Annotated in this window: 28 protein-coding genes; 20 read left to right on the top strand and 8 right to left on the bottom strand. The window is 65.6% G+C overall.

The window, feature by feature from the left end:
* The first annotated feature begins 7 nt into the window (after window positions 1–7).
* The 7 genes from H289_RS0120045 to H289_RS0120015 all read left to right on the top strand — a co-directional run bounded on the left by H289_RS0120045 (window position 8) and on the right by H289_RS0120015 (window position 6,261).
* The gene (locus H289_RS0120045) at window positions 8–1,174 is read left to right on the top strand and encodes an acyl-CoA dehydrogenase family protein (protein WP_020102606.1); all 1,167 of its coding nucleotides are present in this window, start codon (window positions 8–10) and stop codon (window positions 1,172–1,174) included.
* A gap of 15 nt (window positions 1,175–1,189) precedes the next feature.
* Window positions 1,190–1,948 carry an SDR family NAD(P)-dependent oxidoreductase gene (locus H289_RS0120040; RefSeq protein WP_020102605.1) on the top strand — a complete coding sequence of 253 codons (759 nt, stop codon included), beginning with the start codon at window positions 1,190–1,192 and terminating at the stop codon, window positions 1,946–1,948.
* Window positions 1,945–3,129 carry a CaiB/BaiF CoA transferase family protein gene (locus H289_RS0120035; protein ID WP_029105488.1) on the top strand — a complete coding sequence of 395 codons (1,185 nt, stop codon included), beginning with the start codon at window positions 1,945–1,947 and terminating at the stop codon, window positions 3,127–3,129. The genes H289_RS0120040 and H289_RS0120035 overlap by 4 nt, the downstream gene beginning before the upstream one ends.
* On the top strand, window positions 3,129–3,917 hold the full coding sequence (locus tag H289_RS0120030) for an enoyl-CoA hydratase/isomerase family protein (protein WP_020102603.1): 789 nt from the start codon (window positions 3,129–3,131) through the stop codon (window positions 3,915–3,917). The genes H289_RS0120035 and H289_RS0120030 overlap by 1 nt, the downstream gene beginning before the upstream one ends.
* Window positions 3,917–5,065: an acyl-CoA dehydrogenase family protein gene (locus tag H289_RS0120025; protein WP_020102602.1), complete on the top strand. Its 1,149-nt coding sequence runs from the start codon at window positions 3,917–3,919 to the stop codon at window positions 5,063–5,065. Before H289_RS0120030 ends, H289_RS0120025 begins: the two co-directional genes overlap by 1 nt.
* A 96-nt stretch (window positions 5,066–5,161) precedes the next feature.
* On the top strand, window positions 5,162–5,764 hold the full coding sequence (locus tag H289_RS0120020) for a TetR/AcrR family transcriptional regulator (RefSeq protein ID WP_029105487.1): 603 nt from the start codon (window positions 5,162–5,164) through the stop codon (window positions 5,762–5,764).
* Window positions 5,761–6,261 (top strand): hypothetical protein, encoded by a 501-nt coding sequence (locus H289_RS0120015; RefSeq protein WP_029105486.1) that lies wholly within the window; start codon window positions 5,761–5,763, stop codon window positions 6,259–6,261. The genes H289_RS0120020 and H289_RS0120015 overlap by 4 nt, the downstream gene beginning before the upstream one ends.
* Here H289_RS0120015 and H289_RS0120010 read toward each other — a convergent pair.
* The 6 genes from H289_RS0120010 to H289_RS0119985 all read right to left on the bottom strand — a co-directional run bounded on the left by H289_RS0120010 (window position 6,258) and on the right by H289_RS0119985 (window position 13,168).
* Complete coding sequence (locus H289_RS0120010; RefSeq protein ID WP_020102599.1) at window positions 6,258–7,223, bottom strand: NADPH:quinone oxidoreductase family protein; 966 nt, start codon at window positions 7,221–7,223, stop codon at window positions 6,258–6,260. The two genes, H289_RS0120015 and H289_RS0120010, sit on opposite strands and share 4 nt — an antisense overlap.
* On the bottom strand, window positions 7,220–8,272 hold the full coding sequence (locus H289_RS0120005; protein ID WP_020102598.1) for a phosphotransferase family protein: 1,053 nt from the start codon (window positions 8,270–8,272) through the stop codon (window positions 7,220–7,222). The genes H289_RS0120010 and H289_RS0120005 overlap by 4 nt, the downstream gene beginning before the upstream one ends.
* Before the next feature lie 78 nt (window positions 8,273–8,350).
* Window positions 8,351–10,036: a nitric oxide reductase activation protein NorD gene (locus H289_RS0120000; protein ID WP_020102597.1), complete on the bottom strand. Its 1,686-nt coding sequence runs from the start codon at window positions 10,034–10,036 to the stop codon at window positions 8,351–8,353.
* A complete protein-coding gene (locus tag H289_RS0119995) occupies window positions 10,033–10,851 on the bottom strand; it encodes a CbbQ/NirQ/NorQ/GpvN family protein (protein ID WP_029105485.1) in 819 nt (272 codons plus the stop codon). The genes H289_RS0120000 and H289_RS0119995 overlap by 4 nt, the downstream gene beginning before the upstream one ends.
* Before the next feature lies 1 nt (window position 10,852).
* The gene (locus tag H289_RS0119990) at window positions 10,853–12,007 is read right to left on the bottom strand and encodes a spirocyclase AveC family protein (protein ID WP_020102595.1); all 1,155 of its coding nucleotides are present in this window, start codon (window positions 12,005–12,007) and stop codon (window positions 10,853–10,855) included.
* A 6-nt stretch (window positions 12,008–12,013) separates the two neighbouring features.
* Window positions 12,014–13,168, bottom strand: a complete 1,155-nt coding sequence (locus H289_RS0119985) for a spirocyclase AveC family protein (RefSeq protein ID WP_029105484.1) — start codon at window positions 13,166–13,168, stop codon at window positions 12,014–12,016.
* Between the two features lie 90 nt (window positions 13,169–13,258).
* On the opposite strand from H289_RS0119985, the gene H289_RS0119980 reads away from it, so the two are divergent.
* The 13 genes from H289_RS0119980 (at window position 13,259) to H289_RS0119920 (ending at window position 23,517) form a co-directional block, all read left to right on the top strand.
* On the top strand, window positions 13,259–13,861 hold the full coding sequence (locus H289_RS0119980) for a TetR/AcrR family transcriptional regulator (protein ID WP_020102593.1): 603 nt from the start codon (window positions 13,259–13,261) through the stop codon (window positions 13,859–13,861).
* 91 nt (window positions 13,862–13,952) lie between these two features.
* Entirely contained in the window at window positions 13,953–15,218 is a 1,266-nt protein-coding gene (locus tag H289_RS0119975; RefSeq protein WP_020102592.1) for an aromatic ring-hydroxylating oxygenase subunit alpha, read from the top strand.
* A 2-nt stretch (window positions 15,219–15,220) separates the two neighbouring features.
* On the top strand, window positions 15,221–15,550 hold the full coding sequence (locus H289_RS0119970; RefSeq protein WP_029105483.1) for a hypothetical protein: 330 nt from the start codon (window positions 15,221–15,223) through the stop codon (window positions 15,548–15,550).
* Window positions 15,547–16,806 (top strand): metal-dependent hydrolase family protein, encoded by a 1,260-nt coding sequence (locus tag H289_RS0119965; RefSeq protein ID WP_020102590.1) that lies wholly within the window; start codon window positions 15,547–15,549, stop codon window positions 16,804–16,806. Before H289_RS0119970 ends, H289_RS0119965 begins: the two co-directional genes overlap by 4 nt.
* On the top strand, window positions 16,806–17,258 hold the full coding sequence (locus tag H289_RS0119960; RefSeq protein ID WP_020102589.1) for a MarR family winged helix-turn-helix transcriptional regulator: 453 nt from the start codon (window positions 16,806–16,808) through the stop codon (window positions 17,256–17,258). The genes H289_RS0119965 and H289_RS0119960 overlap by 1 nt, the downstream gene beginning before the upstream one ends.
* A gap of 132 nt (window positions 17,259–17,390) precedes the next feature.
* On the top strand, window positions 17,391–18,407 hold the full coding sequence (locus H289_RS0119955) for a ferredoxin--NADP reductase (protein WP_029105482.1): 1,017 nt from the start codon (window positions 17,391–17,393) through the stop codon (window positions 18,405–18,407).
* Between the two features lie 8 nt (window positions 18,408–18,415).
* Window positions 18,416–19,159, top strand: a complete 744-nt coding sequence (locus H289_RS0119950; protein WP_020102587.1) for an SDR family NAD(P)-dependent oxidoreductase — start codon at window positions 18,416–18,418, stop codon at window positions 19,157–19,159.
* Between the two features lie 39 nt (window positions 19,160–19,198).
* Entirely contained in the window at window positions 19,199–20,458 is a 1,260-nt protein-coding gene (locus H289_RS0119945; RefSeq protein ID WP_020102586.1) for an aromatic ring-hydroxylating oxygenase subunit alpha, read from the top strand.
* A 2-nt stretch (window positions 20,459–20,460) separates the two neighbouring features.
* Window positions 20,461–20,796, top strand: a complete 336-nt coding sequence (locus H289_RS0119940; RefSeq protein WP_029105481.1) for a hypothetical protein — start codon at window positions 20,461–20,463, stop codon at window positions 20,794–20,796.
* Complete coding sequence (locus H289_RS0119935; RefSeq protein ID WP_020102584.1) at window positions 20,793–21,638, top strand: TauD/TfdA dioxygenase family protein; 846 nt, start codon at window positions 20,793–20,795, stop codon at window positions 21,636–21,638. The genes H289_RS0119940 and H289_RS0119935 overlap by 4 nt, the downstream gene beginning before the upstream one ends.
* Window positions 21,639–21,731: 93 nt before the next feature.
* The gene (locus tag H289_RS0119930; protein ID WP_020102583.1) at window positions 21,732–23,021 is read left to right on the top strand and encodes a cytochrome P450; all 1,290 of its coding nucleotides are present in this window, start codon (window positions 21,732–21,734) and stop codon (window positions 23,019–23,021) included.
* Window positions 23,018–23,212, top strand: a complete 195-nt coding sequence (locus H289_RS0119925; RefSeq protein WP_020102582.1) for a ferredoxin — start codon at window positions 23,018–23,020, stop codon at window positions 23,210–23,212. Before H289_RS0119930 ends, H289_RS0119925 begins: the two co-directional genes overlap by 4 nt.
* Before the next feature lie 14 nt (window positions 23,213–23,226).
* Window positions 23,227–23,517 (top strand): DUF1330 domain-containing protein, encoded by a 291-nt coding sequence (locus H289_RS0119920; RefSeq protein ID WP_020102581.1) that lies wholly within the window; start codon window positions 23,227–23,229, stop codon window positions 23,515–23,517.
* 23 nt (window positions 23,518–23,540) lie between these two features.
* On the opposite strand, the gene H289_RS0119915 is transcribed toward H289_RS0119920, so the two are convergent.
* On the bottom strand, window positions 23,541–24,296 hold the full coding sequence (locus tag H289_RS0119915) for an SDR family NAD(P)-dependent oxidoreductase (protein WP_020102580.1): 756 nt from the start codon (window positions 24,294–24,296) through the stop codon (window positions 23,541–23,543).
* A gap of 85 nt (window positions 24,297–24,381) precedes the next feature.
* Entirely contained in the window at window positions 24,382–25,767 is a 1,386-nt protein-coding gene (locus tag H289_RS30895; protein ID WP_051128541.1) for an NAD(P)H-dependent amine dehydrogenase family protein, read from the bottom strand.
* Between the last annotated feature and the right edge of the window lie 196 nt (window positions 25,768–25,963).

The following is a 25,963-nucleotide window of genomic DNA, read 5'->3' as shown; positions in this document are numbered from 1 at the left end:
GTCCGGCATGAACTTCGCGCTGTCCGAGGATCAGGAGCTCATCAGGTCATCGGTGGCGGAGTTGGCGGCCAAGTTCGACGACCACTACTGGATGGAGAAGGACCAGGCGCACGAATTCCCCCAGGAGTTCTACGACGCCATCGCCAAGGGCGGCTGGCTCGGTATGACCATCCCGGAGGAGTACGGCGGCCACGGTCTGGGCATCACCGAGGCGACGCTGTTGCTCGAGGAGGTGGCCCGGTCCGGGGCGGCGATGAACGGCGCCAGCGCCATTCACCTGTCGATCTTCGGCATGCAACCGGTCGTCAAGCACGGCTCGGAGGAGATGAAGCAAGAGACGCTGCCGCGCATCGTCAACGGCGACCTGCACGTCTGCTTCGGTGTCACCGAACCCGGTGCCGGGCTGGATACCTCACGCATCACGACGTTCGCGAAGCGCGAAGGCGACAAGTACCGCATCAACGGCCGAAAAGTGTGGATCTCCAAAGCCATCGAGTCGGAGAAGATCCTGCTGCTGACCCGGACCACGCCGTACGACCAGGTCACCAAGAAGACCGACGGCATGACGCTGTTCCTGACCGACCTCGACCGCAATCACGTGGACATCCGGCCGATCCGCAAGATGGGCCGCAACGCCGTCAGCTCCAACGAGGTCTTCATCGACGACCTCATGGTGCCCGAGGCCCATCGGGTCGGTGAGGAAGGCCAAGGATTCAAGTACATCCTCGACGGGCTCAACCCGGAGCGGATGCTCATCGCTGCTGAGGCTTTGGGCATCGGGCGGGTCGCGCTGGAAAAGGCCGTCAAATACGGCAACGAGCGCACCGTGTTCAACCGCCCCATCGGCATGAATCAGGGCCTGCAGTTCCCGCTGGCCGATTCGCTGGCCCGGCTCGACGCGGCCGAGCTGATCCTGCGCAAGGCAACGTGGCTCTACGACAACGGCAAACCCTGTGGGCGCGAGGCCAATACCGCGAAATATCTCTGTGCCGACGCGGGATTCGCCGCGGCCGACAGGGCCCTGCAATTGCACGGCGGTATGGGCTATTCCGAGGAGTATCACGTGTCGCGGTACTTCCGAGAGTCGCGCCTGATGAAGATCGCGCCGGTGAGCCAGGAGATGATCCTGAACTTCCTGGGCGAACACGTGCTCGGCCTTCCCCGCAGTTATTGAGACGGAGTGTTACTGATGCGGACGTATTTCGACCTGACCGGCCGCTCGGCGCTGGTCACCGGTGCTGCCGGGGGAATCGGCACGGCGGTGGCCGGCGCCTTGGCCGCCGCGGGTGCCGCCGTGCTGGTCACCGATCTGGACAAAGACGCAGCAGCGGCTGTGGCGGAACGTATTTCGGAAGCCGGTGGGCGCGCCGAGTCCGCCGCACTCGACGTGGCGGACCGTGGCTCGGCGGATGCCGCCGCCGCGCAGGCGGCGGCACTGGGTGATGGAAAGCTGCACATCCTGATCAACAACGCGGGCGTCACCAAGCCCGCGATGTTCGAGAAGACGACGCAGGACGCGTTCCGGTTGCTGTTCGACATCCACGTGATGGGCGCGTTCAACGTCACGCAGGCCGCGCTGCCCTACCTGCCGGCGGACGGTACCGGGCGCATCGTCAACGTCACGTCGGCGGCCGGGCTGACCGGGACCCTCGGCCAGGTCAACTATTCGGCGGCCAAGGCCGGCATCATCGGTTTCACCAAATCGCTTGCGCGCGAACTGGCGACGAAGAGCATCACGGTCAACGCGCTGGCCCCGCTGGCAGCCACGCCGATGACCGAGACCATCCGCACCAACGAGAAGTTCGCGGCGAACATGATGAACCGCATCCCGATGAAGCGCTGGGCCGATCCCGACGAGGTCGCCGGTGCGTTCGTCTTCATGGCCTCGGATGCCGCGTCGTACATCACCGGCCAGGTGCTGCCGGTGGACGGCGGAATGGTCATGTGAGCGCACCACTTTCGGGCGTGACGGTGATCGCCCTCGAACAGGCCGTGTCGGCGCCGATGTGCACCCGAACGCTTGCCGACTTCGGTGCGCGGGTGATCAAGGTGGAGAACCCGAACGGCGGGGATTTCGCCCGCGACTACGACGACGTCGTCAATGGTCAAGCGGCGCACTTCGTCTGGGCGAATCGCGGCAAGGAATCGGTGACGCTCGATCTGAAGACGGATGACGGCCTGGCTGTGCTGCACCGGCTCTTGGACCGCGCCGACGTCCTGGTGTCGAATCTGGCGCCGGGAGCGACGGCCCGACTGGGTATTTCACCCGCCGCCCTCGCGCAGTCGCATCCCGACGTGATCGCCGTCGAGATCGATGGTTACGGGTCCGGCGGGCCGCTGTCCCACAAGCGAGCCTATGACCTGCTGGTGCAAGCCGAATCGGGGACCTGCGCGATCACCGGACAGCCCGGAGCACCGGCCAAGCCCGGCCCGCCCGTCGCGGACATCTCGTCGGGGCTGTACTCGGCGCTTTCGATTCTGGCCCTGCTGTTCTCGCGGGACGGGCGGTCGCGCCGCGGCGCGACCGTGAACGTGAGCCTGTTCGACACCATGGCCGAGCTGATGGGGTATCCGCTGACCTATACCCAGCATTCCGGCATCGACCAGCAGCCCCTGGGTATGAGCTCGCCCGCGGTGTCGCCGTACGGGGCCTTCGGCACGGCCGACGGCCAGACCGTGGTGCTGGGCACCACCAACGACCGCGAATGGCAGCGCCTGGCGCGCGACATCATCGCGCGCCCCGATCTCGCCGACGACACGAGGTTCGCCACCAACTCCGGCCGATGTGAACACCGCGATGTGCTGAACGAAGCGATCGGATCATGGTGCGCCGCCAACGATCTGGCCGACATCCAGAAGGTCGCCGACGACGCCGGCATCGGCAACTCCCGCTACAACCTGCCCAGCGAGGTGCTGGTGCACCCGCAACTGTCGGAACGCGACCGCTGGCGCCGGGTCGACACACCGGCGGGCCCGATCCTAGCCATCTTGCCGCCGCCCATCATCGACGGCTTCGAGTTCTCGATGGGTGCGGTGCCCGGTCTCGGGCAGCACACCGAGGCCATCCTGGCCGAATTCGGCTACACCGGCGAGGAGATCGCCGGCATGCACGCGCGCGGTGTCATCTGATGAGTGTGCTGCTGCGCGAAGACCGTGACGGTGTCCGCACGCTGACGCTGAACCGTCCGGAACGCAAGAACGCCATCAACCCGGAACTGTGGGTGCGCTTGGCCGAGGAGTTACATGCCGCGGACCGCGATCCCGGGCTGCGGGCGCTGGTACTCGCCGGTGCCGGGGGAGCCTTCTGCTCAGGGGCGGACATCTCCGAGCCCGAGGACATCCATCCGCTGCGCAAACTGCAGAAGCTCACCGATGTCGCGGTCGCGCTGCACGAGCTGTCGTTGCCCACCATCGCCAAGGTGACGGGCGTCGCCGTCGGCGCGGGGTGGAACCTGGCACTCGGCTGCGACTTCGTCGTCGCGACCCCGGAATCGCGCTTCTCTCAGATCTTTTCGAAGCGCGGCCTGTCACTGGATCTCGGGGGCTCGTGGCTGCTACCCAAGATCGTCGGGCTGCAACAGGCGAAAAGGCTTGCGCTGCTGGCCGAGACCATCGACGCCGACGAAGCTCAGGCGCTCAATCTGGTGACGTGGGTGGTGTCAGGGGCGGAGATCGACGGATTCGTCGATGACCTCGCGGCACGGTTGGCGGCGGGCCCGCCGGTCGCGCTCGGCCAGGCCAAAGCGTTGTTGAACCAGGGCGCCGACGCCACGATGCGGGAAGCGCTGGCCAACGAATCCCGCGCGCAGGTGGTCAATTTCGCCACCACTGATGCTGCGACGGCATATGCGGCCTTTGCCGCGAAACACGAACCGACGTTCACCGGCCGATGGGCCGTGCCCAGATTGGAGTCCTGATGCGCCGCGACCTGTTCACCGAAGACCACGAGGCCTTCCGGAAGTTGGTCCGCGACTTCGTTGCCAAGGAGGTCGAGCCGTACTTCGCCGATTGGGAGAAGGCCGGCCAGATGCCGCGTTCGATCTTCGAGCAGATGGGCGCATTGGGCATGCTCGGGATGGCGATTCCGGAGGAGTACGGCGGCTCCGGACTGCCGGACTACCGCTACAACGTGGTGCTGCAAGAAGAGGCGGCGCGCGCACTGGTGACGCTGTCGACGGTCCGCACGCAGCTCGACGTGATCCTGCCGTACTTCCTGCACTATGCCAACGACGAACAGCGTGCCCGCTGGTTTCCCGGGCTCGCTGACGGCACGCTGCTGACGGCCATCGCGATGACCGAGCCCGGGACGGGCTCCGACCTCGCCGGCGTGCGCACCACCGCGGTCCGCGACGGCGACAGCTATGTCCTCAACGGTGCCAAGACTTTCATCACGGGCGGGCTGCTGGCCGATCTGGTGATCGTGGTGGCCCGCACGTCGACCGATCCGGAGAACCGCCGGCGCGGCCTGTCTCTCGTCGTCGTGGAGGACGGTATGCCGGGCTTCGAGAAGGGCCGGGTTCTGGACAAGATGGGCTGCAAGGAGCAGGACACCGTCGAACTCGCCTTCACCGATGTGCGGGTGCCCGCCGCGAATCTGCTGGGGGAGGAGGGCGAGGCGTTCGTCTACCTCGGCCACAACCTGCCGCAGGAGCGGATGACCGTCGCTGTCGGGTCCGTGTGCCAGGCACGCGCGGCGGTGGCGACGACCATCGATTACGTCAAGGAGCGCAAGGCATTCGGGACGCCTGTCGCATCGTTCCAGAACACCAAGTTCGAACTCGCCGCCATGTCGGCCGAGATCGAGGCGGCCCAGACCATGGTCGACAAGGCCGTCGTCGAGCTGAACGCGGGTGAGTTGTCCGGCGCTGACGCGGCGCGCGTGAAGCTGTTCTGCACCGAGGTCCAAGCTCGCGTGGTCGACCGCTGCGTCCAGTTGTTCGGCGGCTACGGCTACATGCTCGAGTATCCGATCACGCGGCTCTACATGAACGCCCGCGTGGCGCGGATCTACGCGGGTACGAGTGAGGTCATGAAGCTGATCATCGCCAAATCGCTGGGTCTGTAGACAACGCGGTGAACAAATCTCGGTGAGACCCTTGTCACACCGGCCAAACCAACCTACTGTGTGTTCACTAGGTTGGTTCGGTCGAAGGGAGTGGGCGTGACGGAGCCCCGGCCTTACGCCGCACTCTTCGCCAAGGGTGACGATCGTAAGGCTCGGATCCTCGAGGTCGCGCAACGCCTACTTGCCCGAAATGGCTGGCGCAGTACCTCTTTGGCGCAGATCGCCCGCGAGGCGGGAGTAACGCCGGCGGGGCTGCTGCATCACTTCGAATCCAAGGAGCAACTGCTGCATGCAGTGCTCGACGCCCGCGACGCCGACGACGACGCCCATGCCGACCGCAGTGGCGACCTGATCGAAGAGCTCATGACGGTACCCGAGCGGTTCGAGCGATCACCCGAACTCGTGGGCACGTTCGCCGTGCTGCTGATCGAAAACATCCTGCCCGACGCCCCGCTGCACGACCGCATGCTGCTGCGCTACCAGGCCGCGCTGAGAATCCTCGGCGACGGCATCCGGGAAGCCCAGGAAGCGGGCCGATATCGCAGCGACATGGACCCCGCCATCAAGGCGGTACAGATTTTGGCCTTTGTCAACGGAATGGAGACATTGTGGTTGCTCGATCCTTCGATGCCCGTGACGGACGTGTTCAAGGACTACGTCGAGTCATTACGCCGGGAGCTCGCCCCGACAGTCCCCTGACGCGCTACCGCCTCGACGTCGTCGCCGCCACGGTCGCAGAGGCCGTCGAGAATGCCGGCGGCTGGCTGTTCGACCGGGTGACGGCGGGCTGGGATGTCACCGTGCTGATCGCTGACGCCGACGAGGACGACCGCCCGCTGCAGATCCTGGGCGTCCACGCCCAGGACCTCGAGTCGGCATTGGTGGAGGCCAGGAGCCGGCCGCACCCGCAGACGGTGGCCGTCGCGGCGCACCTGTTCGACACTGACGCCCGGGTCCGCGGGGGCGTGCTGGCGGCGCTGGCGGCCGGCCAGACCGAGGTGACGCTTTGGGGCGAGACCTGTCCGGCGGAGTTGCACGGCATCGGTGCCGTCAATCATGAATTGAGCGCTGCAGCAAGGGCATTCAAGTCGCAGGCGCTGGCAGCCTGCGGCGTTCCGCAGGCGGTGAACTCTGTCGAGACTTTCCGCATCGGCATGATGGCCTCGGTCGCCGCCGACCTGGTCCCGGCGAGCTAACCGACGTCGATGAGGACCTTGCCGACGGCCTTGCCGTCGGCAACCAGGCGGAGAGCCTGCGCAGTGTCCTCGAGTCGGTAGACGGCGCCGACGTGGGGCACCACCTGGCCGCCGGCCAGCAGTTCGGCGAGTTCCGTTCGGTTGCGGTCGAATTCGTCGGCTGGAATGTCGCGGAGCTGGAACCCGATGACATGTGCACCCTTGATGAGGACGAGGTTCAGCGGGATGTGGGGGATGACGCCCGAGGCGAAGCCGACGGTGACGAAGCGCCCGCCGGGCCGCAGGGACCGCAGCGCCGGTTCGGAGGCGTCGCCACCAACCGGGTCGATGACCGCGTGCGCTCCATCGGGGGCGACGTCACGCAGGGCGCCACGCAGGTCGGGGCAACGGTGATTCACGAGGTGGGCGGCGCCGTATGACGCTGCGGTGGAGAGCTTTTCCTCCGACGATGCCACTGCGATGACCGTCGCACCCAGCAGGACACCCAGTTGCACCGACGCCAACCCGACGCCGCCGCCGGCGCCCAGCACCACCAGGTCCTGGCCGGGGCCGACCTGCGCCGCCGACCGCAACGCGTGGTAGGCGGTGCCGTGGGCGACGCCGTATGCGGCGGCCGTCCGGTCGTCGACGCCGTCGGGGACTCGGGTCAGGCCGTGGGCGGGCGCCACCACCTCCTCGGCGAACGCGCCGTACAGCGCCGCGCCGGACACCCTGTCACCCACCGCGAAACCGGCTGCGGCATCGGCGACTTCGGTGACGACGCCGGCGAACTCGCTACCGGGCACGAATGGCACGGGCACACTCACCTGATATCGATCGGCGATGAACAGCACGTCGGGAAAGTTCACCGCGGCGACGTGCACCCGGACCCGGACCTGTCCCGCGGACAGCGTGGGCGGCGGCACGTCGTCGATCCGGACCACTTCCGGCGGGCCGTATTCGGGGCAGACGACGGCCTTCACCGGTAGTCGCTGGACTCGGCGAGCTCGGCCGCTTCCCGCATCAGGGCGGTGATCACGGGCCCGTAGGCGAGAAGCTTCTCGTTGTCGCCGGCCCGCTGGAAGCCCTGCTCCAGCACGATGGCCAGCTTCCACTTGGCCAGCACCAGGTAGTAGTCCAAATCGTCCACCTGGCGCCCGGACACCTTGGCGTAGTGGTCGACGACAGCTGTACGCGAGGGCATTCCACGCATGTCGACGTAGTTCATTCCGGTGGAATCCGTGGCTTCTCCAACTTCTGCTCCTCGCGTGCGCGAAGGCCAGCTCTGCACCATCCAGCCCAGATCGAGCTTGGGGTCGCCGACGGTGCCCATCTCCCAGTCGACGATCGCGGCCATGGTCGCCGGTGCGCCGTGCCGGTACATCACGTTGGCAAACTGGTAGTCGCCGTGCATCAGCCCGGGGATGAAGTCGAGCGGCCGGTGGTTGCGCAGCCATTCGGTGGTGACGTCAAGGCCGTCGATCTCGCGGCCTTTGATGCGCTCGAAGAACGAAATCCACCGATCGACCTGGCGTTCGTGGAACCCATCGGGTCGGCCGAGATCGTGCAGTCCCTTGGCTTTCCAGTCGACCTTCGACAGTAGCGCGATGCCCTCGGCCAGTTGATACGACAAACCCGCGCGGGCTTCGATGTCCTCACCGAACGGGTCGGGCCAGACGCCGTGCCGGTCCATGGGTGACCAACCGTCGACGTACCCCATCAGGTAGAACGGCCGGCCGAGCACCGACGCGTCCTCACACACTCCGACCGCGGCGGTGTGCGGCACATCGGTCCCATCGAGGGCTTCGATGATGCGCCATTCGCGCAGGATGCCCTTGTCGCGGTCGGCGGGCGCCTCAGATGGCGGCATGCGGAGCACACATGTGTGGTCGCCGCGGGTGATCCGGTAGATGACGTTCTGGGTGCCGCCGGACAGGTAGTCGGCTTGGAGGGGTTCGCCGGCGCCGGGTAGTTCCGACCGGTCCAGCCAATCGGCAAGGCGCGCAACGTCGATCACAAATACCCCACTCATCCGCCCTTGTGACGCGAGAGCGTCCTCTCAGTCATAGCGCACCCGGGGCGAAATGTTAAGTACTTGAGATCTGTGGCCTCAACCGCGTGCCGGCTTCGGTGCGGCCAGTTCACGCAGGGACGACAGGAACAATTCGTCCATGCGTGGGCTCAACTCGGCGAGCGTGCCGGCGCCGGCATAACTGGCGGACCCGAAGACGCGCTCGAGCGCTTCGGTCTCGCTGGCACCGCCGATCGAAAGGCACAGGCAGGCAACGCCGTCCATGCGCAGTTCTTCCAGCGCCTTGTGAGCGTCGGCTTCGGCGTAGCGGCCTTCATATCCGTCGTCGTACGGGAAGCCGTCGGACAATACAAGGAGCAGCCGATTGGGTGTGCCGGCCTGCTCCTTGAGGATCTCACCCGCACCGCGGATGGCAGCCCCGAGCCGGGTATAGCCGGATGGCTCAAGCTGATTCAGTCGCGCTCGCCCCACCGCGCCGAACCGCTGGCCGAACGGCTTGATGGCGGGCAGGTGGACGGCATGACGGCCCTGTGACCGGAAGCCGTAGACGGCGACGCGGTCGCCGAGCTCTTCGAGGACGGCGGCCATGGTGGCGGCCGCGCGGCGCTGGTGCTCGTGGACGGCGAGACCGTCGGCGTCGGTTTCGGTGGCCGAGCCCGAGGCGTCGACGAGGATGAGCACGCCCAGATTACGAGAGAGCTTGCGCTGCTCCAGATAGACGTGCTCGGGCGGCGAGAAACCGGAGCGCAGGTCGACGAACAGATCGATCAGCGCTTCGATGTCCAGCTCGTCGCCATCGGCCCGGCCACGAAGAACTTTGGGACCGAGCCCGATCCGCGACAAGCGCCGTCGCAGGACATCGTCGTGCGGCACGCCCGCCGCGGAAACGTCGGCGGCGGCGGTGAGCGGAAAATCGATGACCCGGCACCAATCCTCCTTGTATCGGCCCCCGAAGACGTCCCACTCGGGGTACAGGGCGCCGCCGACGCCCAGCGTGGCACCCGGACGGCGGTCGTCGGTGAACCGGATTTGGGTGGGCAGGGGCCGCGCGTCGGGACCAACCTTGGCCACGCGCCGCACGCTCCCGATCTGCATCTCGGCCCCGGCGGCGTCCTCGCCCTTCGACTTCGAACTGCCGAACAGCTTGGAGAGGAAGTCGGATACCGTCCGGGAACCGACCACGGGCGCTTCGAAGAGCTTGAGGATCTTGCTGTCCTCGGATTCCCCGTCGTCGTCCTCGTCGTCGAGTTCCTCGTGCACATCCGGAACCTCGAACTTCAGTTGGAGGTCCTGGTCGGTGGGCCGCGCGCCCGGACTCGCCGGCGCGGCCAGCAGCCGAGAGGGCTTGATGACGCCGAACCAGTCCGGTGCATCGTCGACAGCCCTGCGGCCCTTCGCGATTCGCAGCGATTCGTCGGCGTCGGCGGTGCTCGGCTCGCCGACATCGAGCTCGGCGGCCAGGGGGAGCTCGCGGGCCAGGTACGCGATGACCCGACGGCCCTCCAATGCCAGGTAGCGGCGTGCCACCGCGGTGCGGCCCCGCAAGCCCTTCATCCGGGGTGCATCGAGGCTGCCCGCGCCCAGCAGGGCGCTCTGCACCAGTACCGCGTTGCGCTGTTGTGCCACCGGCACGGCCGAGACGTAGATGACATGGCCGTCGGTCCACGCGGCGTCGCCCGCCCGGGCCTCGGCGATGTCGACCGGCCGGCCTGCGACATGGGTCGCGAGGAGCCGAAACCGCTCCGGCCCGGCGGAATCGGTCACGACCGCGGGAGGACGGCGTCCGCGAGCTCGCCCAGCGCGCGGACGATGTCGTGATCGTCGGAGAGCACCTTGACGACGGCAGACTGCACGGCGCTGCGGATGCTCAGTCCTTCGGCGACGAGTTCGCCGGCAAGGATCAGCATGCGGGTGGATGCCACTTCACGAAGCGGTGAGCCATCGAGGTTGCGGATCGCGTTGCCGAATTTGACCAAGCTGCGGGCGGTTTCGGTATCGATGCCGGCCTCGTGCATCACGATTTCCGTCTCGGCCGCGGCCGGTGGGAAGTCGAGTTCGATGGCGACGAACCGCTGCCGCGTGGATTCCTTGATGTTCTTCAGGACGCTCTGATAGCCGGGGTTGTAGGAGATGACGAGCTGAAAACCCGGTGCTGCGGGCAACGTGACGCCGAGGCGGTCGACAGGCAACTCCCGCCGGTGGTCGGCCAGGGGGTGGATGACGACGGTGGTGTCCTGACGTGCCTCCACGATCTCGTCGAGGTAGCAGATGGCGCCCTCGCGCACCGCACGCGTCAAAGGTCCGTCCACCCAGACGGTTTCACCGCCCTTCAGCAGGAATCGGCCGACGAGGTCCGCGGACGTCATGTCCTCATGGCCGGCGACCGTGATGAGGTCGCGCCCGAGTTCGTGTGCCATTGCCTCGACGAAGCGCGTCTTTCCGCATCCCGTCGGGCCTTTCAGCAGTACCGGCAGACCCCGGCGGGCTGCCGCGTGGAAGACCTGCACCTCGTCGCCGACGGCGCGGTAGAAGGGTGCGTTCGGCACCGGTCTGACAGCTGCGGAAGTGTGGTTCAACACGTCATTTGCCCTTCTCGACAGGAACGACTTTCGGAATGGTGACGCCATCGGGCGTCACCAACTGGCCGTGGATATTGACGTAGCTCGAGTTCTGCAGGGGGATCGGGATCGACGGGTCGGGACAGGCCCGGTCGGTGCCGTCGCCGCATACGCCCATCAAGAAGTACGAGCGCTTCAGCAGATCCTCGGGCCACGGGTCCTGGTGCATGGCGAACCATTGGGCGGGCAGGTTGTACAGCACGAAGAAGAACGCGCTGCAGGCCGCGAAGATCGCCAGGAAACGCGTGATCTGTTGTGTGACAAAGCCACCGCGGACGGTGTCGAGCCCGCGCTCGACGAAGGTGCGGCCGCGGTCGTCGGTGAAGTAGCGCAGGCAGCACAGGCCCGCCTGCACACCGCCCCACATGAGTCCCTCGTAGATCGGCCATTGGTAGTAGGTCCCGGGATTGACCGACAGGGCCCTGATGGCGCCGGGATAGGTGAACAGCCCCATCGGCATGAGGAACAGGCCCTCGATGACGAAGTCGAAGAAGAACGTCCACACGATGACGACGCCGATGAGGCCGAGGGTGTTGATGGTGGGCCACTTCGCCTTTGCCTTGCGCATCACCCAGCAGCCCAGCATCGTGCACAGCAGGACGAAGCAGTAGCCGGGTGCATTCATCAGGAACGGTTCGGCCATCATGCGGCCGGGCTCGCCGAACGACATCCAGCCGGGGACGTCCTGCACCCACGAGCCGCGGTTCCACATCCAGGTGTTGTAGGTGCTCCAGGTGTTGACGTAGTTCAGCAGCGGGTCCTGGAAGAACAACAGGCCGCACGCGATCAACAGCATGCCGTCGAGGGTGATGCGCCGCTCGCGCCGCCAGGGCCGGATGATGAACCACCACACCGCAACTGGCAGCCCGACGATGATCACGCCGGTCCAGGTGAACAGGATGGCCTTCATGTACGTCGGTGGATCGCTCGGACCGGCGGGAACCCGCTCGAAGTTCGGTCCCGTCACCCAGCGGGTCCAGACGTAGAGCTGGAACACCAGGATCGCGCCACCGACCGCGGCCCAGATGCGTACGGGCGTGATCCGCGACGGCGCGGCCAGTGCTGCTCCGCTGAGCGGTTCGGTGACAACCGCCTTCTTCTGCGACAGGTCACTCATGCGGCGTCACTTCCCGACCTGTACGGGAGCGTCTTTGGGCATCTCCTTGCCCGGCGGCAGCACGAGCTTGCCGTCGACATCGATATAGCCGGAGCGCTTGGTCGGTATGGGCAGCACTGGGTTCGGGCACGGCGTGTGTTCGTCGCAGACGCTCTGGCTGAAGTACGAGCGCTTCTGGACGTCCTCGGGCCACGGGTCGGCGTGGAGGCCGAACCACTGCGCGGGGACGTTGTAGAAGAAGAAGAACGCGCCGCTGCAGGCGGCGAAGATCGCCAGGAACCGGACCAGTTGCTGCCGGAAGACGCCGCCGCGGACGTGGTCGAGTCCGCGTTCGACGACGGTGCGGCCGCGGTCGTCGGTGAAGAACCGCAGACAGCACAGCGCGGTCATGACGGCGCCCCACATCAGCCCTTCATAGACGGGCCATTGGTAGTAGGTGCCGGCGTTGAACGACACCGATCGAATCGCGCCGGGATACACGTAGAGGCCGATCGGCAACAGGATCAGCGCTTCCATGACGAAATCGAAGAAGAAGCAGAAAACGTATGTCGCCAGGACCAATCGGAAATTGCTGATATCCGGCCGACGCTGCTTGATCTTCTTCATCGCCCAGCAGCCAACCATCACCGTCACCAGCACCAGGCCGTAGCCGGGCATGTTGATGGGGAGCGGTTCACCGACTTGATGCCCTGGTGATTCCGGCGAGATCCAGCTGGGGATGTTCGACGTCCAGGAGCCCCGGTTCCAGAGCCACATGTTGTAGGTGCACCAGGTGTTGGAGTAGTTCAGCAGCGGGTCCTGGAAGAAGAACAGGGCACACGACACGAAGAGCATGCCGTCGAGCGTGATGCGCCGCTCGCGGAGCCACGGTCTGATGAGGAACCACCACACGGCGGCGGGGAAGCCCACCACCATGAAGGCGCAGTTCACCATCAGCATGGTCTTCATGAACGTGGGCGGGTCGGTGGGACCGGCCGGTACCCGGACGAAATACGGCCCGGTGACCCAACGGGTCCAGACGTAGATCTGGAACAGCAGCAGGGCGCCGCCGAAGAACGCCCAGATCTTGACGGGAGTCGACGGGGCTTGGCTGCCACCGAGATTCGCGGTTCCGCCCAGCGACTCGGTAACAGTGGATTTCTTGCTCAGCATTTCACTCACGAGGCCTCCTCGAGTTCGTGTTGTCTCGAAGATACCCATCGGTATCTCAGTTTCCAATAGGAATCTTGGATTCTGTGGCAGAATTTTTCCATGGTGGAGCGTTGGACGCGGGAGCGGCGACTGGAACACACGCGTTCGCTGCTGCTGGATGCAGCTGAGGACGTCTTCGCTGAAAAGGGCTTCACGCCAGCGACTCTCGACGAGATCGCATCCGTCGCCGGCTACACCAAGGGTGCCATCTACAAGCATTTCGCCACCAAGGAAGACCTGTTCCTCGCGGTCAATGACCGCTACTGGCGCCAGTACTTCGACAAATTCACCGAAGTGATGTCGCGGTCGGAGCGCGTCGGGGCGCATGAGCGGGATGAGATCGCCGAGCGCTGGCTCGAGCTGAGTCGTGGCCGCGGCGCCGAACACGCTGCGCTGGGCTACGAGTTCACGCTCTATCTGCTGCGCAACCCTGAAGTGCGAGACCGCGTGGCGGCCAGGCGATCCGAGGTCGTCGAGGCATTGGCGGGTTTCATCGTCGAGGGCGTCGACCGGCTGGGCGGGACGCTGCTGATACCCGCGTCGACGTTCGCGCAGATTCTGCTGGCCACCAGCGATGCCATCGTCTTGAGCAATGAGCTCGACGGCGTCGACCTGTTCCGGCCGGTCGTCGACATGTACGTCTCGGCGATCAAGTTCGCCTGAAGAACCCCGGCGACATGAATATCAACTACTTGTCATTGGCGCGCGCGGCGGATACCGTCGCCTGTGTAGGCACGTCGATGAGGAGTGCGTCATGGCTCGGTTTCCCAAGCCGCCCGAGGGCAGTTGGACCGAACACTATCCGCGGCTGGGCACCGACCCGGTGTCGTACGAGGACTCGATCAGTCCCGAGCAGTTCGAGATTGAACGCAAGGCGGTGTTCAAGCGGGCGTGGCTGAATGTCGGTCGCGTCGAACAACTTCCGCGCAAGGGTAGTTACTTCACCAAAGAGCTCAAGGTGGTGGGCACCTCGATCATCGTGGTGCGCAACAACGCCGGCGAGGTGAAGGCGTTTCACAACATCTGCCGGCACCGGGGCAACAAGCTGGTGTGGAACGACATGCCGCTGGAGGAGACGAAGGGCTTCTGCAAGCAGTTCACCTGCAAGTACCACGCCTGGCGCTACGACCTCGACGGCAATCTGACGTTCGTGCAGCAGGAGGGTGAGTTCTTCGACCTCGACAAGGAGCGGTACGGCCTGGTGCCCGTGCACTGCGACGTCTGGGAGGGGTTCATCTTCGTCAACTTCGCACCCGAGCCCGAGCAGTCGCTGCGCGACTTCCTCGGCCCGATGATCCTGGGGCTGGAGGGCTATCCGTTCGAGAAGCTGACCTCGAAGTTCACGTATCGCTCTGAGGTCAAAGCGAATTGGAAGCTGTACATGGACGCGTTCCAGGAGTTCTACCACGCGCCCGTGCTGCATGCGAACCAGTCGCCGACCAACTATTCGAAGGCCGCGGCGCAGGCCGGTTTCGAGGCGCCGCACTACCGCATCGACGGACCGCACCGGCTCGTCAGCACTTCCGGGGTGCGGGTGTGGGAGATGGGCGCCGAGATGCGCAAGCCCATGGAGGACATCTGCCAGAGCGGATTGTTCGGGCCGTGGGATTCACCCGACCTGGGGGAGATGCCCGTCGGCCTGAATCCGGCGAAATGTGATCCGTGGGGCCTGGATTCGTTCCAGTTGTTCCCCAACTTCGTCGTGCTGTTCTGGGGGCAGGGCTGGTACCTCACCTACCACTACTGGCCGACGTCGTACAACACCCACACCTTCGAATGCACGCTGTATTTCCCGCCGGCACGTAGTCCGCGCGAGCGCATCGGACAGGAGCTCGCGGCGGTGACGTTCAAGGAATACGGCCTGCAGGACGCCAACACATTGGAGGCCACGCAGTCGATGATCGAGTCCCGCACCGTCAACGAATTCCTGCTGTGCGACCAGGAGGTGCTGATCCGCCACCTGCACCACGAGACCGCCGCCTGGATCGAGGACTACCAGCGCAAGACGGCGGAGGTGTGATCATGGCCGTGACGCTGCCGGCCGAATTCGCCGACCTGGAGCCGTTTTCCGAGTGGTGCCTGCCGACGGAAGCCCAGCGGTATGCCAAGCGGCTCGACAGTTCGATGGCCCAGATGCAGGCGTTCTACGACGCGATCACGCCGCGGGCAGAGGACGCTATCGCGTTCTGCGACAAGTTCAGCCTCGACGACATGCCTGAGGATGTCCTGAACCTCATGCACCTGCTGTACTCCATGATCATGGTGTCGTTCCCCATCGAGTGCTGGAAGCAGCCGCGGGTTCCCGACTCCGGCGCCACAAAGCTCGACTGTGTTTACGAACCGGTGCCATGACGGCACTCACTGTCCTGCGGGCCGCCCGCTGGGCCGATGTAGACACCGGCGAAGTTCGGTCGCCTGCCGTCGTCGTGGTCGAGGGCGACCGCATCAAGGCCGTCAATCCGGTTGAACCCGTGCCGGATTCGGCCACCGTCATCGATCTCGGCGATGTGACGCTACTGCCCGGCTTGATGGACATGGAGCTCAACCTGCTCATCGGTGGACCCGGTGGGCCGGAAGGGCTGCCCAGTCCGATGCACGGCGTGCAGGACGATCCGGCGTATCGGACACTGCGCGGCGCCGTCAACGCCCGCACCACGCTGGACGCCGGGTTCACCACCGTGCGCAACCTCGGGCTGATGGTCAAGACCGGCGGCTACCTGCTGGACGTCGCTCTCATGCGGGCGATCGAGCAGGGCTGGCACGTCGGGCCCCGGATCTACCCGGCCGGGCACGCCGTGACGCCGTACGGAGGTCACCTCGATCCGACGGTGTTCCAGCGCCTGGCGCCGGGCATCATGCCGCTGTCCGTCGGGGAGGGCATCGCCAACGGCGTCGACGAGGTCCGCGCCTGCGTGCGCTATCAGGTCCGGCACGGCGCCAAGCTGATCAAGGTGTCGGCTTCCGGTGGCGTGATGTCGCACAGCACGGCTCCGGGTGCCCAGCAGTATTCCGACGACGAGTTCGCCGCGATCGCCGACGAGGCGCACCGCGCCGGCGTGCGGGTGGCCGCACACGCGGTGGGGGACAGCGCTATTCGGGCCTGCATTCGCGCCGGCATCGACTGCATCGAACACGGCTTCCTGGCGAGCGACGACACCATCAAGCTGATGGCCGACACGGGCACATTCCTGGTGTCGACGACCTACCTCACCGAGGCGATGGCGATCGACCGCATCGCGCCCGAGCTGCGCAAGAAAGCCGAGGTCGTGTTTCCGCAGGCACAGGCGATGTTGCCCAAGGCCATCGCGGCCGGAGTGCGCATCGCCTGCGGAACCGATGCGCCGGCAGTGCCGCACGGGCAGAACGCGAAAGAGCTCTGCGCGCTCGTCTCGCGCGGCATGACGCCGATGCAGGCCATCCGGGCCGCGACCGTCACGAGCGCCGAACTCATCGACGCCGACGACGAACTCGGGCGCCTCGCCCCCGGCTACCTTGCGGACATCGTGGCCGTGCCCGGGGACGTATCCAGCGATATCGCCAGTACGCTGGACGTGCGCTTCGTGATGAAAGCGGGGCAGATCTACAAGCAGGTCGATGGAGGTGCGTAGTGGACCTGGACGAGAACCTCCTCTGGCATCTCAAGCAGGCGTTCTACTTCTCACTGACATCAGTGAACGAAGCCGTCAGTGGCCACGGCGTCAGTACCGCGCAGATCGGTGTGCTGCGCCAACTCGCCAATGAGCCGGGACTGTCCGGCGCCGACCTGGCGCGCCGGCTGCTCATCACCCCGCAGGGCGTGCAGTTGGCGCTCAAGGCGCTCGAGGATCGCGGGCTGGTGCAACGCAAGCCGGATCCGCAGCATGCCCGCATCCTCCAGGCCTTCCTGACCGAGCAGGGACGCAAGACCGCTGCCGCGGTCGTCAGCGACGCAGTCGAGGCACACGAAGCGGTGTTCGGTGTGCTCACCGCCGAGGAGCAGGAGACCCTCAAGCGGCTGCTCACACGCGTCGTCGAGCAGGGCACCGGACACAAGTTGATCGACGATCACGTCGGCGACTGACGGTCCCCGGCCCTGCCGTTGACCCTGTACGCAGGGCGTAAAAGTGCGAGTGGGGTACGCCGTAAGTGCAGAGTCAACAAGTCAATATCAACCACTTGATATCAATGACAAGTACTTGATACTGTCGAGGGGATGGCTGATCTTGTGGACGACTTCGCGTCACTACGCATCAAGCGGGTGGTGCGGGAAACCGGCGACGCCGTGTCGCTGGTTCTCGACATCCCCGAGGACTGCGCGCCCCGATTCCGTTACCAGGCAGGGCAATTCCTGACCCTGCGGGTGCAGCTGGGCGGCGATCAGCACCGCCGGTGCTACTCGATGTCGTCGTCGCCCCATAACGGCGACGACCTGCAGATCACGATCAAACGTGACGGCAGCGGGCTGGTCTCAAACTGGCTGAACGACAGCGCTGAGGTCGGCGGTCACATCGAAGCCGCGCCGCCGGAAGGACGTTTCGTGCTGGGCGACGGGGAGCGTGACCTCGTCGCCTTCGCCGGTGGCAGCGGGATCACGCCGATCCACTCTCTCATCGGGGCCGCGCTGGCAGGAACCGCGCGCCGCATCCGGTTGTTCTATGCCAATCGCAGCAGCGACTCGGTGATCTTCGCCGATTCCCTTGCCGCACTGGCAGAGTCCCATCCCGACCGGCTGACAGTGCGGCACCACTTCGACGATGTCGACGGCATCGTGCAACCGGAGGCCATCGCGTCCTTCATTGCCGAGGCGGGCGACGCGGAGTACTACATCTGCGGACCCGGACCGTTCATGGCCGCAGTGGAATCCGCGGTCATGCAGACCGGGACGCCACGGAGCCGGATTCACCTGGAGCGCTTCGAGGTTGCGACGGTATCGGCCGAGGAGACGGCTGCGTCGGTAACCGAGGAAGTCACCATCGAACTCGACCGCCGCAAGACGACGGTGGAATACCGGGCGGGCAACACGCTGCTGCAGACGGCCCGCATCGCGGGTCTGCGGGCGCCGTCGTCGTGCGAAACCGGTTCCTGCGGAACGTGTATGGCGCGCATCGTCGAAGGCAGTGCGCACATGCTCAACAACGATGCCCTCGACGACGACGAGGTCGCCGACGGCTGGGTGCTGACCTGCCAGTCCCTGCCGACCAGCAGGACCGTTCGAGTGGTTTACGAGTAGGAGTGCGCATGACACGCGTGGCTGTGGTGACCGGCGGTGCGTCGGGTATGGGGGAAGCGACCTGCCATGAATTGGGGCGGCGGGGGCACAAGGTCGCCGTCCTCGACCTCAACGGGGAAGCGGCACAGCGGGTTGCGGAAAATCTGCGCGCCGACGGGGTGGAGGCAGTCGGGATCGCCGCCGACGTCAGCGACCGCGTCTCTGTGGAAGACGCCTTCGCCAAGGTGCGCAGCGAGTTCGGGCCCGTGCACATCCTGGTCACCAGTGCCGGCGTGGTGGACTTTGCGGCTTTCACCGACATCAGCCTGGATTCGTGGCAGCGGCTGATCGACGTCAATCTGACCGGTACGTTCCACTGCTGTCAGGTCGCGATACCCGACATGCTCGCGGCCGGGTGGGGTCGCATCGTGATGATCTCGTCGTCCAGCGCGCAGCGCGGGTCGCCGGGGATGGCGCATTACGCCGCGTCCAAAGGCGCGTTGCTCTCGCTGACGAAATCACTTGCCCGCGAATATGGTCCGGCGGGGATCACGGTGAACAACGTACCGCCGTCGGGCATCGAGACGCCCATGCAGCACCAGTCGCAGGCGGCGGGCAATCTACCGCCCAACGAGCAGATGGCGGCCAGTATCCCGGTTGGCCACCTCGGCACCGGCGACGACATCGCAGCGGCCGTCGGGTTCCTGTGCTCGCCGGAGGCCGGCTTCATCACCGGGCAGACCCTCGGTGTCAACGGCGGGGCCGTGATGTGACGGGAAGCGATGTGACCGAACAACTTCGAGGAGGAGTTCATGGCTAAGTGGCCCAAGCCCGCGGAAGGCAGCTGGACCGAGCACTATCCCGAACTCGGCACCGGGCCGATTTCGTTCCGCGATTCGATCTCGCCGGAGTTCTACGAACTCGAGCGCGAAGCGGTCTTCAAACGCGCGTGGCTCAATGTCGGACGGATCGAGGAGGTGCCCCGGGTCGGCAGCTACTTCACCAAGGAGATCGACGCTGCCAGGACCTCGGTGATCGTGGTGAAGGGCAAGGACGAACAGATCCGCGCCTTCTACAACATCTGCCGCCACCGCGGAAACAAGCTGGTGTGGAACGACTTTCCGAACGAGGAGACCAAGGGCGGGTGCCGGCAGTTCACCTGCAAGTACCACGGCTGGCGCTACGACCTCAAGGGCGACCTGACGTTCGTGCAGCAGGAGGGCGAGTTCTTCGGGCTCGACAGCTCGCGATATGGCCTCAAGCCCGTGCACTGCGATGTGTGGAACGGCTTCATCTTCATCAACTTCGATCCCGAGCCGCAGTGGAGCCTGCGGGAGTTCCTCGGCCCGATGATCACCGCACTCGACGACTACCCGTTCGGGGCGATGACCGAGCGGTACGACTTCGCCGCGGAGAACAACAGCAACTGGAAGATCTTCGCCGACGCGTTCCAGGAGTATTACCACGTACCGTCGCTGCACTCCCAGCAGGTGCCGAGCGCGGTGCGTCAACCCAACGCCTCCTTCGAGTGCGGGCACTTCCAGATCGACGGGCCGCACCGCCTGGTGTCGACCGCCGGTACCCGCCGCTGGAAGCTCGATCCCGACTACATGTACCCCGTCGAGCGGATCACCCGCAGTGGCCTGGTCGGCCCGTGGCGTACCCCGGAGACCCATTTCTCGGCGGGGCTCAACCCGGGTGGTATCGAACCGTGGGGCATCACGAACTTCCAGATCTTCCCCAACCTGGAAATCCTGATCTACCACGGCTGGTATCTGCTGTACCGCTACTGGCCGACGTCGCACAACACCCATAAGTTCGAGGCGTACAACGCCTTTCATCCGGCACGCACGGTGCGCGAGCGCATCGAGCACGAAGTCGCCTCGGTGGTGCTCAAAGAGTTTGCGCTCCAAGACGCCGGCATGCTCGGCGGCACCCAGGCGGCGCTGGAGTACGACGTCGTCGACGACTACCCGCTGTCCGATCAGGAGATCCTGGTTCGGCATCTGCACAAGGTTTCGGTCGACTGGGTCGAGCAGTACAAGGCCCAGCGGGCCCCGGTGGGGGTGTGATCGTGGCGGAAACCAAGCTGCCGAGCGCCTTCGCCGAGTTCGAGCCGTTCGCCGAGAAGTGGTGCCTGGCAACCGAACCCGAACGCTGGGAAATGCGCCTGAACACGCCGATGACCGAGATTCGGGAGTTCTACGACGCGTTCACGCCACGCTTCGAAGAGGCCATCGACTACTGCGACAAGTTCGGCCTCGACGACCTGCCGGATGACGCGCTCAACCTGCTGCACCTCATCTACTCGATGATCATGGTGTCGATGGCCGTCGAAATCTTCGGCACCCAGAAGCCCGCCGACTCCGCCGATGCCGTCATGAATCGCATCGGGGCGCCGGTGCCGTGAGTGTCCTGACCATCAACAAGCTCACGTCATCGGTCGGGGCCGAAGTGTCCGGCATCGATGCCGAACGGCTGGCCGCCGACGATGCGCTCGCCGCGGCAGTACTGGATGCCTTGGAGGACAACGGCGTACTGGTCTTCCCGGGACTGTGGCTCGAGCCGCAGCAGCAGGTCGCGTTCTGCCGCCGGCTCGGGCATGTCGATCACTCGTCGGACGGACACCATTCCGTTGCGGGCATCTACCCGATCACGCTCGACACGTCCAAGAACGCCTCGGCGGCGTATCTGCGGGCGACGTTCGATTGGCACATCGACGGCTGCACACCCATCGAGGACACTTGCCCGCAGCAGGCGACCGTGCTTTCGGCGGTCGCGGTGGCGGCGTCCGGCGGCGAGACCGAGTTTGCGAATTCCTATGGCGCATATGACGGACTGACCGACGACGAACGGGAGCGGTACGGGCAGCTGCGGGTGGTGCATTCGCTCGAGGCATCGCAACGCCGCGTCACACCCGATCCGTCGCCTGAACAGCTCGCCGTGTGGCGGTCGCGGCGGACGCACGAGCATCCGCTGGTCTGGACGCACCGTTCCGGACGCAAGTCACTCGTTCTTGGTGCGTCGGCGGACTACATCGTCGGCATGGAGCCGGACGAGGGACGCGCGCTGCTCGCCGAACTGCTGGAGCGGGCCACTGCCGCAGACAAGGTGTACAGCCACACGTGGTCGGTGGGGGACACCGTCATCTGGGACAACCGCGGGGTGCTGCACCGTGCCGCCCCCTACGACCCGGATTCGCCGCGGGAGATGCTGCGGACGACCGTTCTGGGGGACGAGCCGATCCAGTGATCGGCCGATTGACGTCGGCGGATCACTGTGGAAATGTAATCATCAAAGATGAGAATCACATTCTCATCTGAGCCTGCTTCGAATGGAGGACGCGTGTCGGAAGACCTCACCGCGGTCGATTTCTTCCGGGATGATCGGCTGACCGACGACCCGTACCCGTTTTACGAGGCCCTGCGCAACAAGTGCCCGGTGACCCGTGAAGAGCACTACGGCGTCACGATGGTCACCGGCTGGCAGGAAGCGGTCGATGTCTACAACGACGCCGACACGTTCTCGTCGTGCATCTCGGTGACGGGCCCGTTCCCGGGCTTCCCGGTACCGCTCGAGGGTGACGATGTCAGCGAGCTCATCGAGAAGCACCGTGATGAGATTCCCTACAGCGACCAGCTGCCCACGCTCGATCCGCCGACGCACACCAATCACCGCGCCCTGCTGATGCGGCTGATCACCCCCAAGCGCCTCAAGGAGAACGAGGACGCGATGTGGCGGATCGCCGACGACATGCTGGGTGAGTTCCTGGCGCCCGGCGCGGGCGAGTTCATCAAGGGGTTCGCCGGGCCGTTCACGCTGCGCGTCATCGCGGACCTCCTCGGGGTTCCCGATGAGGATTGCCCCGAACTGCTCGAGCGCCTCGCGAAGGGCACCCATGGGGGCGGGCTCGGTAGTACCGACGAAAAGACGCTCTCCAAAACGCCTTTCGAGTATCTCTACGAGGCCTTCGCGGTCTACGTCGAAGACCGCCGCCGCGAACCCCGCGACGACGTGCTGACGGGCCTGGCGACCGCCACCTTCCCCGACGGCACCATGCCGACGGTGGACGACGTGGTGCGCGTGGCCACGAATGTGTTCTCGGCCGGTCAGGAGACCACCGTCCGACTGCTCAGCACGGCGCTGAAGGTTATCGGCGAGCAACCCGACATGCAGGCCAAGCTCCGCGCGGATCGCAGCCTGCTGCCGAACTTCATCGAGGAGTGCCTACGCATCGAAAGTCCGGTTAAGGGCGACTTCCGGCTCTCGCGTGTGCCGACCACGATCGGTGACGAGGCGATCGGTGCGGGCTGCACGCTGATGGTGATCAATGGTGCGGCCAACCGGGATCCGCGACGCTTCGAGGATCCCGACACCTTCGACGCCGAACGCAAGAACGCGCGTCAACACCTCGCCTTCGGCCGCGGTATCCACAGCTGCCCGGGTGCGCCGCTGGCGCGGGCCGAGACCCGCGTGGCGCTGGAGCGGCTCCTCGACCGGACATCGGATATCAGAATCTCCGAGGCCCACCACGGACCGGCGGGAAATCGCCGGTACCAATACATTCCGACCTACATCCTGCGTGGCATCATCGACCTCCACCTCGAATTCGATCCGGCCGGGAGCGCGTCATGAAGGTTGTTGTCGATGAGGATCGGTGCCGCGGGCACGGCATGTGCCTGACGTTGTGCCCAGATGTCTTCAGCATGACTGACGACGGTTATGCGGTCGCCGACCCCTCGGAGATCGGCCCCGGCCTCGAGGACGCGGTTCGCGATGCCATGACGAACTGTCCGGAACAAGCAATCGTCGAAACGAACGACTAGTCAAGGAGATTCGAGTGGCCAAGGGATATGTGATCCTCACCGAGGACGTCAAGGACCCCGCCGGCATGGCGGAGTACGCCAAGCTGGCCGGCAAGGCGATGTCGTCGGCCACCATCGTGTCGGTGGACCAGAATCCCCAGGTGCTCGAGGGTAGCTGGCACGGCAACCAGACCGTCGTGCTGGAGTTCGAGTCGGTGGATGCCGCCCGAGCTTGGTACGAATCCGACGCCTACCAGGCGGCGGCCAAGGTCCGCCAGTCCGCCGCGGATTGCAACGCCGTGATCCTGTCGGGCTTCGGGGCCTGACGGGGCCTGACACTCAGCGGGCCTCAGCCCGCTGACCACCCGCCGTCGGCTGCCACGATTGCGCCGTTGACGAACGCGGCGGCGTCGGAGGCCAGGAAGACGATCACGTCGGCCATCTGCTCCGGCAGGGCGATGTTGGGCGCGGCAGAGATGATGGGCGTCAGTCGGGCCTGACCGGTCTCGTCGAATCCGCTTATGCTGCCGGTGATTCCGGTCAACGTGGGGCCGGGCAGGATCGCATTGCACCTGATCCCGTCCTTGGCGTAGGACCAGGCGATGTTTCGGGTCAATCCGATGACGCCATGCTTGGAGGCGGTGTACGCGGCGCCCGCCGATCCACCGCGCACGCCGGCGGCCGAGCTGGTGTTGACGATGACGCCGCGCTGCCGGCCGAGCATGTGGGGGAGTACCGCATGCGTCACGATGAAGGTGCCGGTCAGGTTGATCCGGATAACCCGGTCCCATTCGGCGAGCGTGGTATCGGCCGGTAGCGCCATGGTGTCGATGACGCCCGCGTTGTTGGACAGCACGTCGATATGGCCGTAGGCGTCGAGGGCCGCGGTCACCGCACGCGCCACGGACTCCTCGTCGGCGATATCCGCGGCGATGGCGATGGCCGCGTCACCGATCAAGGCTGCGGTTTCGCCGGCCGCATCACCGTTGATGTCGGTGGCGACGACGCGGGCACCCGCCTTGGCGAATGCCAGGGCGGTGGCGCGTACGATGCCCGAGCCCGCGCCGGTGATCAGAGCAACCCTTTCCTCGAATCCTTCTTTCATGCAAGGCCTTTCATGCGGGGCAAGGTCAGTGGCAGGTCGTTGTAGGTGGCGATACCGGCGCGACATCGAAACTCCCCGGGGTCGTTTACGAGGTTGCTCGCCATCGTTTCCGGACCCCGGCGACGGCGCGCCCAGCGATACGATGGGGTTGACCGTTCGCCAGATCGATGATCGAGTCCGCGACCGGCCAGGACATCTTGCCGTCGCTCATCAAGACCAACTGCTCAATGCTCTGGTATGCGGCCATGCCGACGAACATCGCAACGTCACGGTCGGTGGTGGCAGTCTTCTTGGCCTGCCTGGCGACGATTCGGTTCAGCAGCCGCCCGACCGGCGAGGCGGTGAGTTCCTGCAGGGTCGATTGGCGCGTGAAATGTGGACGCGAGGGTGGCGGGACCGCAGCACTCTGTGCAGGCGGCGAGGCCGGTATCAGACGGGTCCCGACGGCTGGAAGGTCGGAGTAACCGACGATGCCGGGCCGCGCCGCGACGACGGCCGGGATGGCGTTAACAACGGGCATCGCCGTGATCACTGAACCGATGCCGACCATCTCGTCCATCGTCATCGAGCCGAACTCGGGTAACACTCCGGCGCGGAGGGTGACGTTGGGGTGGCCGCGGATCTCGATTTCGTAGTCCATCGTGATGTCCCATGCTGGGACGAGGTCCGCGGTGATAGTCCACTTCACCGCGGTCTCCACGACATCGAGACCGCCCGCTGAGCCGATCCAGCGTGCGTAGACCCCCGCGACGGTGCCTGCGCGAACGTCACGTCCGGGGATATCGAGATCTTTGCCTGCGTAGGTGAACTCCACATCGCACCGAATTCCGTCGACGGAGACGTCTAGCAACTCGGCCAGGGCCTCGCAGGCGTCGCCAAACGGGATGGTGGCGTGCTTGATGTCCGCCGCGTGGTTCGGGTCACCCGCAGGACGCCCCCAGCCCAGCTCGTCCTGGTTCGCGTCCCCGGCCCAAGGCCCGATGTCGAACGACTCAAGGATTCTGACGTAGCTGGCGGTACGGCACACGTTGGTCGCGACCGACGCCAGATGCTGCATGTATCCGGGATTGATGCCGCTGCCAAACATGCTGGCACCACCTTCCACGGCGGCGGCCTCGAGCCGCGCTCGCGCCTCCTCGCCATAGGCACGGCCGGTCATGAAGTGCGCAGTCGTCGCGACGTTGATGCCCGCTCGAAGCAGCGTCTCCAGATGTTCGATTTCAGGGTGCAACGGCATGTAGACGACGCAGTCCGGCTGCAGCGCAACGATGTCCTCGATGCGATTGGTCGCCGCGATGCCGAGTGTGCGGTCGAGCCCGCACAGCTCGCCGAGGTCCCTCCCGACCTTGTCAGCGCTATAGGCGAAGACACCGACGAGTTCAAGGCCGGGGCGTTCGAGGATGCCCTTGACCGCTTCGCGCGAGACGTTGCCGGTCGTCCACTGCACCAGACGGATTGGGGGAGAAGTCATTCAGTGCTCCAGGATCTGGCGCGGATGAGGGTGTAAGACCAGCGGCCGGGCTCCGAGGACGAGCCAGGCTGTGGCCGCGGAGCCGCGAGTACCCCGGGTTGTCGACTGAAGCGATGCCCTGCCCCAAGAGGACGGCGGCTTCAATTCCGAGAGCCGATCTGTTGTGCGGCAACGGCTTTGACCGAACTCGCCCCGA

The organism is Mycobacterium sp. 360MFTsu5.1, from assembly GCF_000383495.1.
Lineage (GTDB): Bacteria > Actinomycetota > Actinomycetes > Mycobacteriales > Mycobacteriaceae > Mycobacterium > Mycobacterium mucogenicum_B.
The sequence above is the reverse complement of the archived record's forward strand: the minus strand, read 5'-3'. Positions and strand labels throughout refer to the sequence as shown.

Bases quoted from the DNA above. Each gene is read 5' to 3' on its own strand.
- H289_RS0119965 (WP_020102590.1), top strand. From the start codon at position 15,547: ATGACGGCACTCACTGTCCTGCGGGCCGCCCGCTGGGCCGATGTAGAC.
- H289_RS0119990 (WP_020102595.1), bottom strand. From the start codon at position 12,007: ATGAGTGACCTGTCGCAGAAGAAGGCGGTTGTCACCGAACCGCTCAGC.
- H289_RS0120005 (WP_020102598.1), bottom strand. From the start codon at position 8,272: ATGAGTGGGGTATTTGTGATCGACGTTGCGCGCCTTGCCGATTGGCTG.
- H289_RS0120025 (WP_020102602.1), top strand. From the start codon at position 3,917: ATGCGCCGCGACCTGTTCACCGAAGACCACGAGGCCTTCCGGAAGTTG.
- H289_RS0120030 (WP_020102603.1), top strand. From the start codon at position 3,129: ATGAGTGTGCTGCTGCGCGAAGACCGTGACGGTGTCCGCACGCTGACG.
- H289_RS0119925 (WP_020102582.1), top strand. From the start codon at position 23,018: ATGAAGGTTGTTGTCGATGAGGATCGGTGCCGCGGGCACGGCATGTGC.
- H289_RS0120040 (WP_020102605.1), top strand. From the start codon at position 1,190: ATGCGGACGTATTTCGACCTGACCGGCCGCTCGGCGCTGGTCACCGGT.
- H289_RS30895 (WP_051128541.1), bottom strand. From the start codon at position 25,767: ATGACTTCTCCCCCAATCCGTCTGGTGCAGTGGACGACCGGCAACGTC.
- H289_RS0119980 (WP_020102593.1), top strand. From the start codon at position 13,259: ATGGTGGAGCGTTGGACGCGGGAGCGGCGACTGGAACACACGCGTTCG.
- H289_RS0119975 (WP_020102592.1), top strand. From the start codon at position 13,953: ATGGCTCGGTTTCCCAAGCCGCCCGAGGGCAGTTGGACCGAACACTAT.
- H289_RS0119915 (WP_020102580.1), bottom strand. From the start codon at position 24,296: ATGAAAGAAGGATTCGAGGAAAGGGTTGCTCTGATCACCGGCGCGGGC.
- H289_RS0120045 (WP_020102606.1), top strand. From the start codon at position 8: ATGAACTTCGCGCTGTCCGAGGATCAGGAGCTCATCAGGTCATCGGTG.
- H289_RS0119970 (WP_029105483.1), top strand. From the start codon at position 15,221: ATGGCCGTGACGCTGCCGGCCGAATTCGCCGACCTGGAGCCGTTTTCC.
- H289_RS0119955 (WP_029105482.1), top strand. From the start codon at position 17,391: ATGGCTGATCTTGTGGACGACTTCGCGTCACTACGCATCAAGCGGGTG.
- H289_RS0119950 (WP_020102587.1), top strand. From the start codon at position 18,416: ATGACACGCGTGGCTGTGGTGACCGGCGGTGCGTCGGGTATGGGGGAA.
- H289_RS0119945 (WP_020102586.1), top strand. From the start codon at position 19,199: ATGGCTAAGTGGCCCAAGCCCGCGGAAGGCAGCTGGACCGAGCACTAT.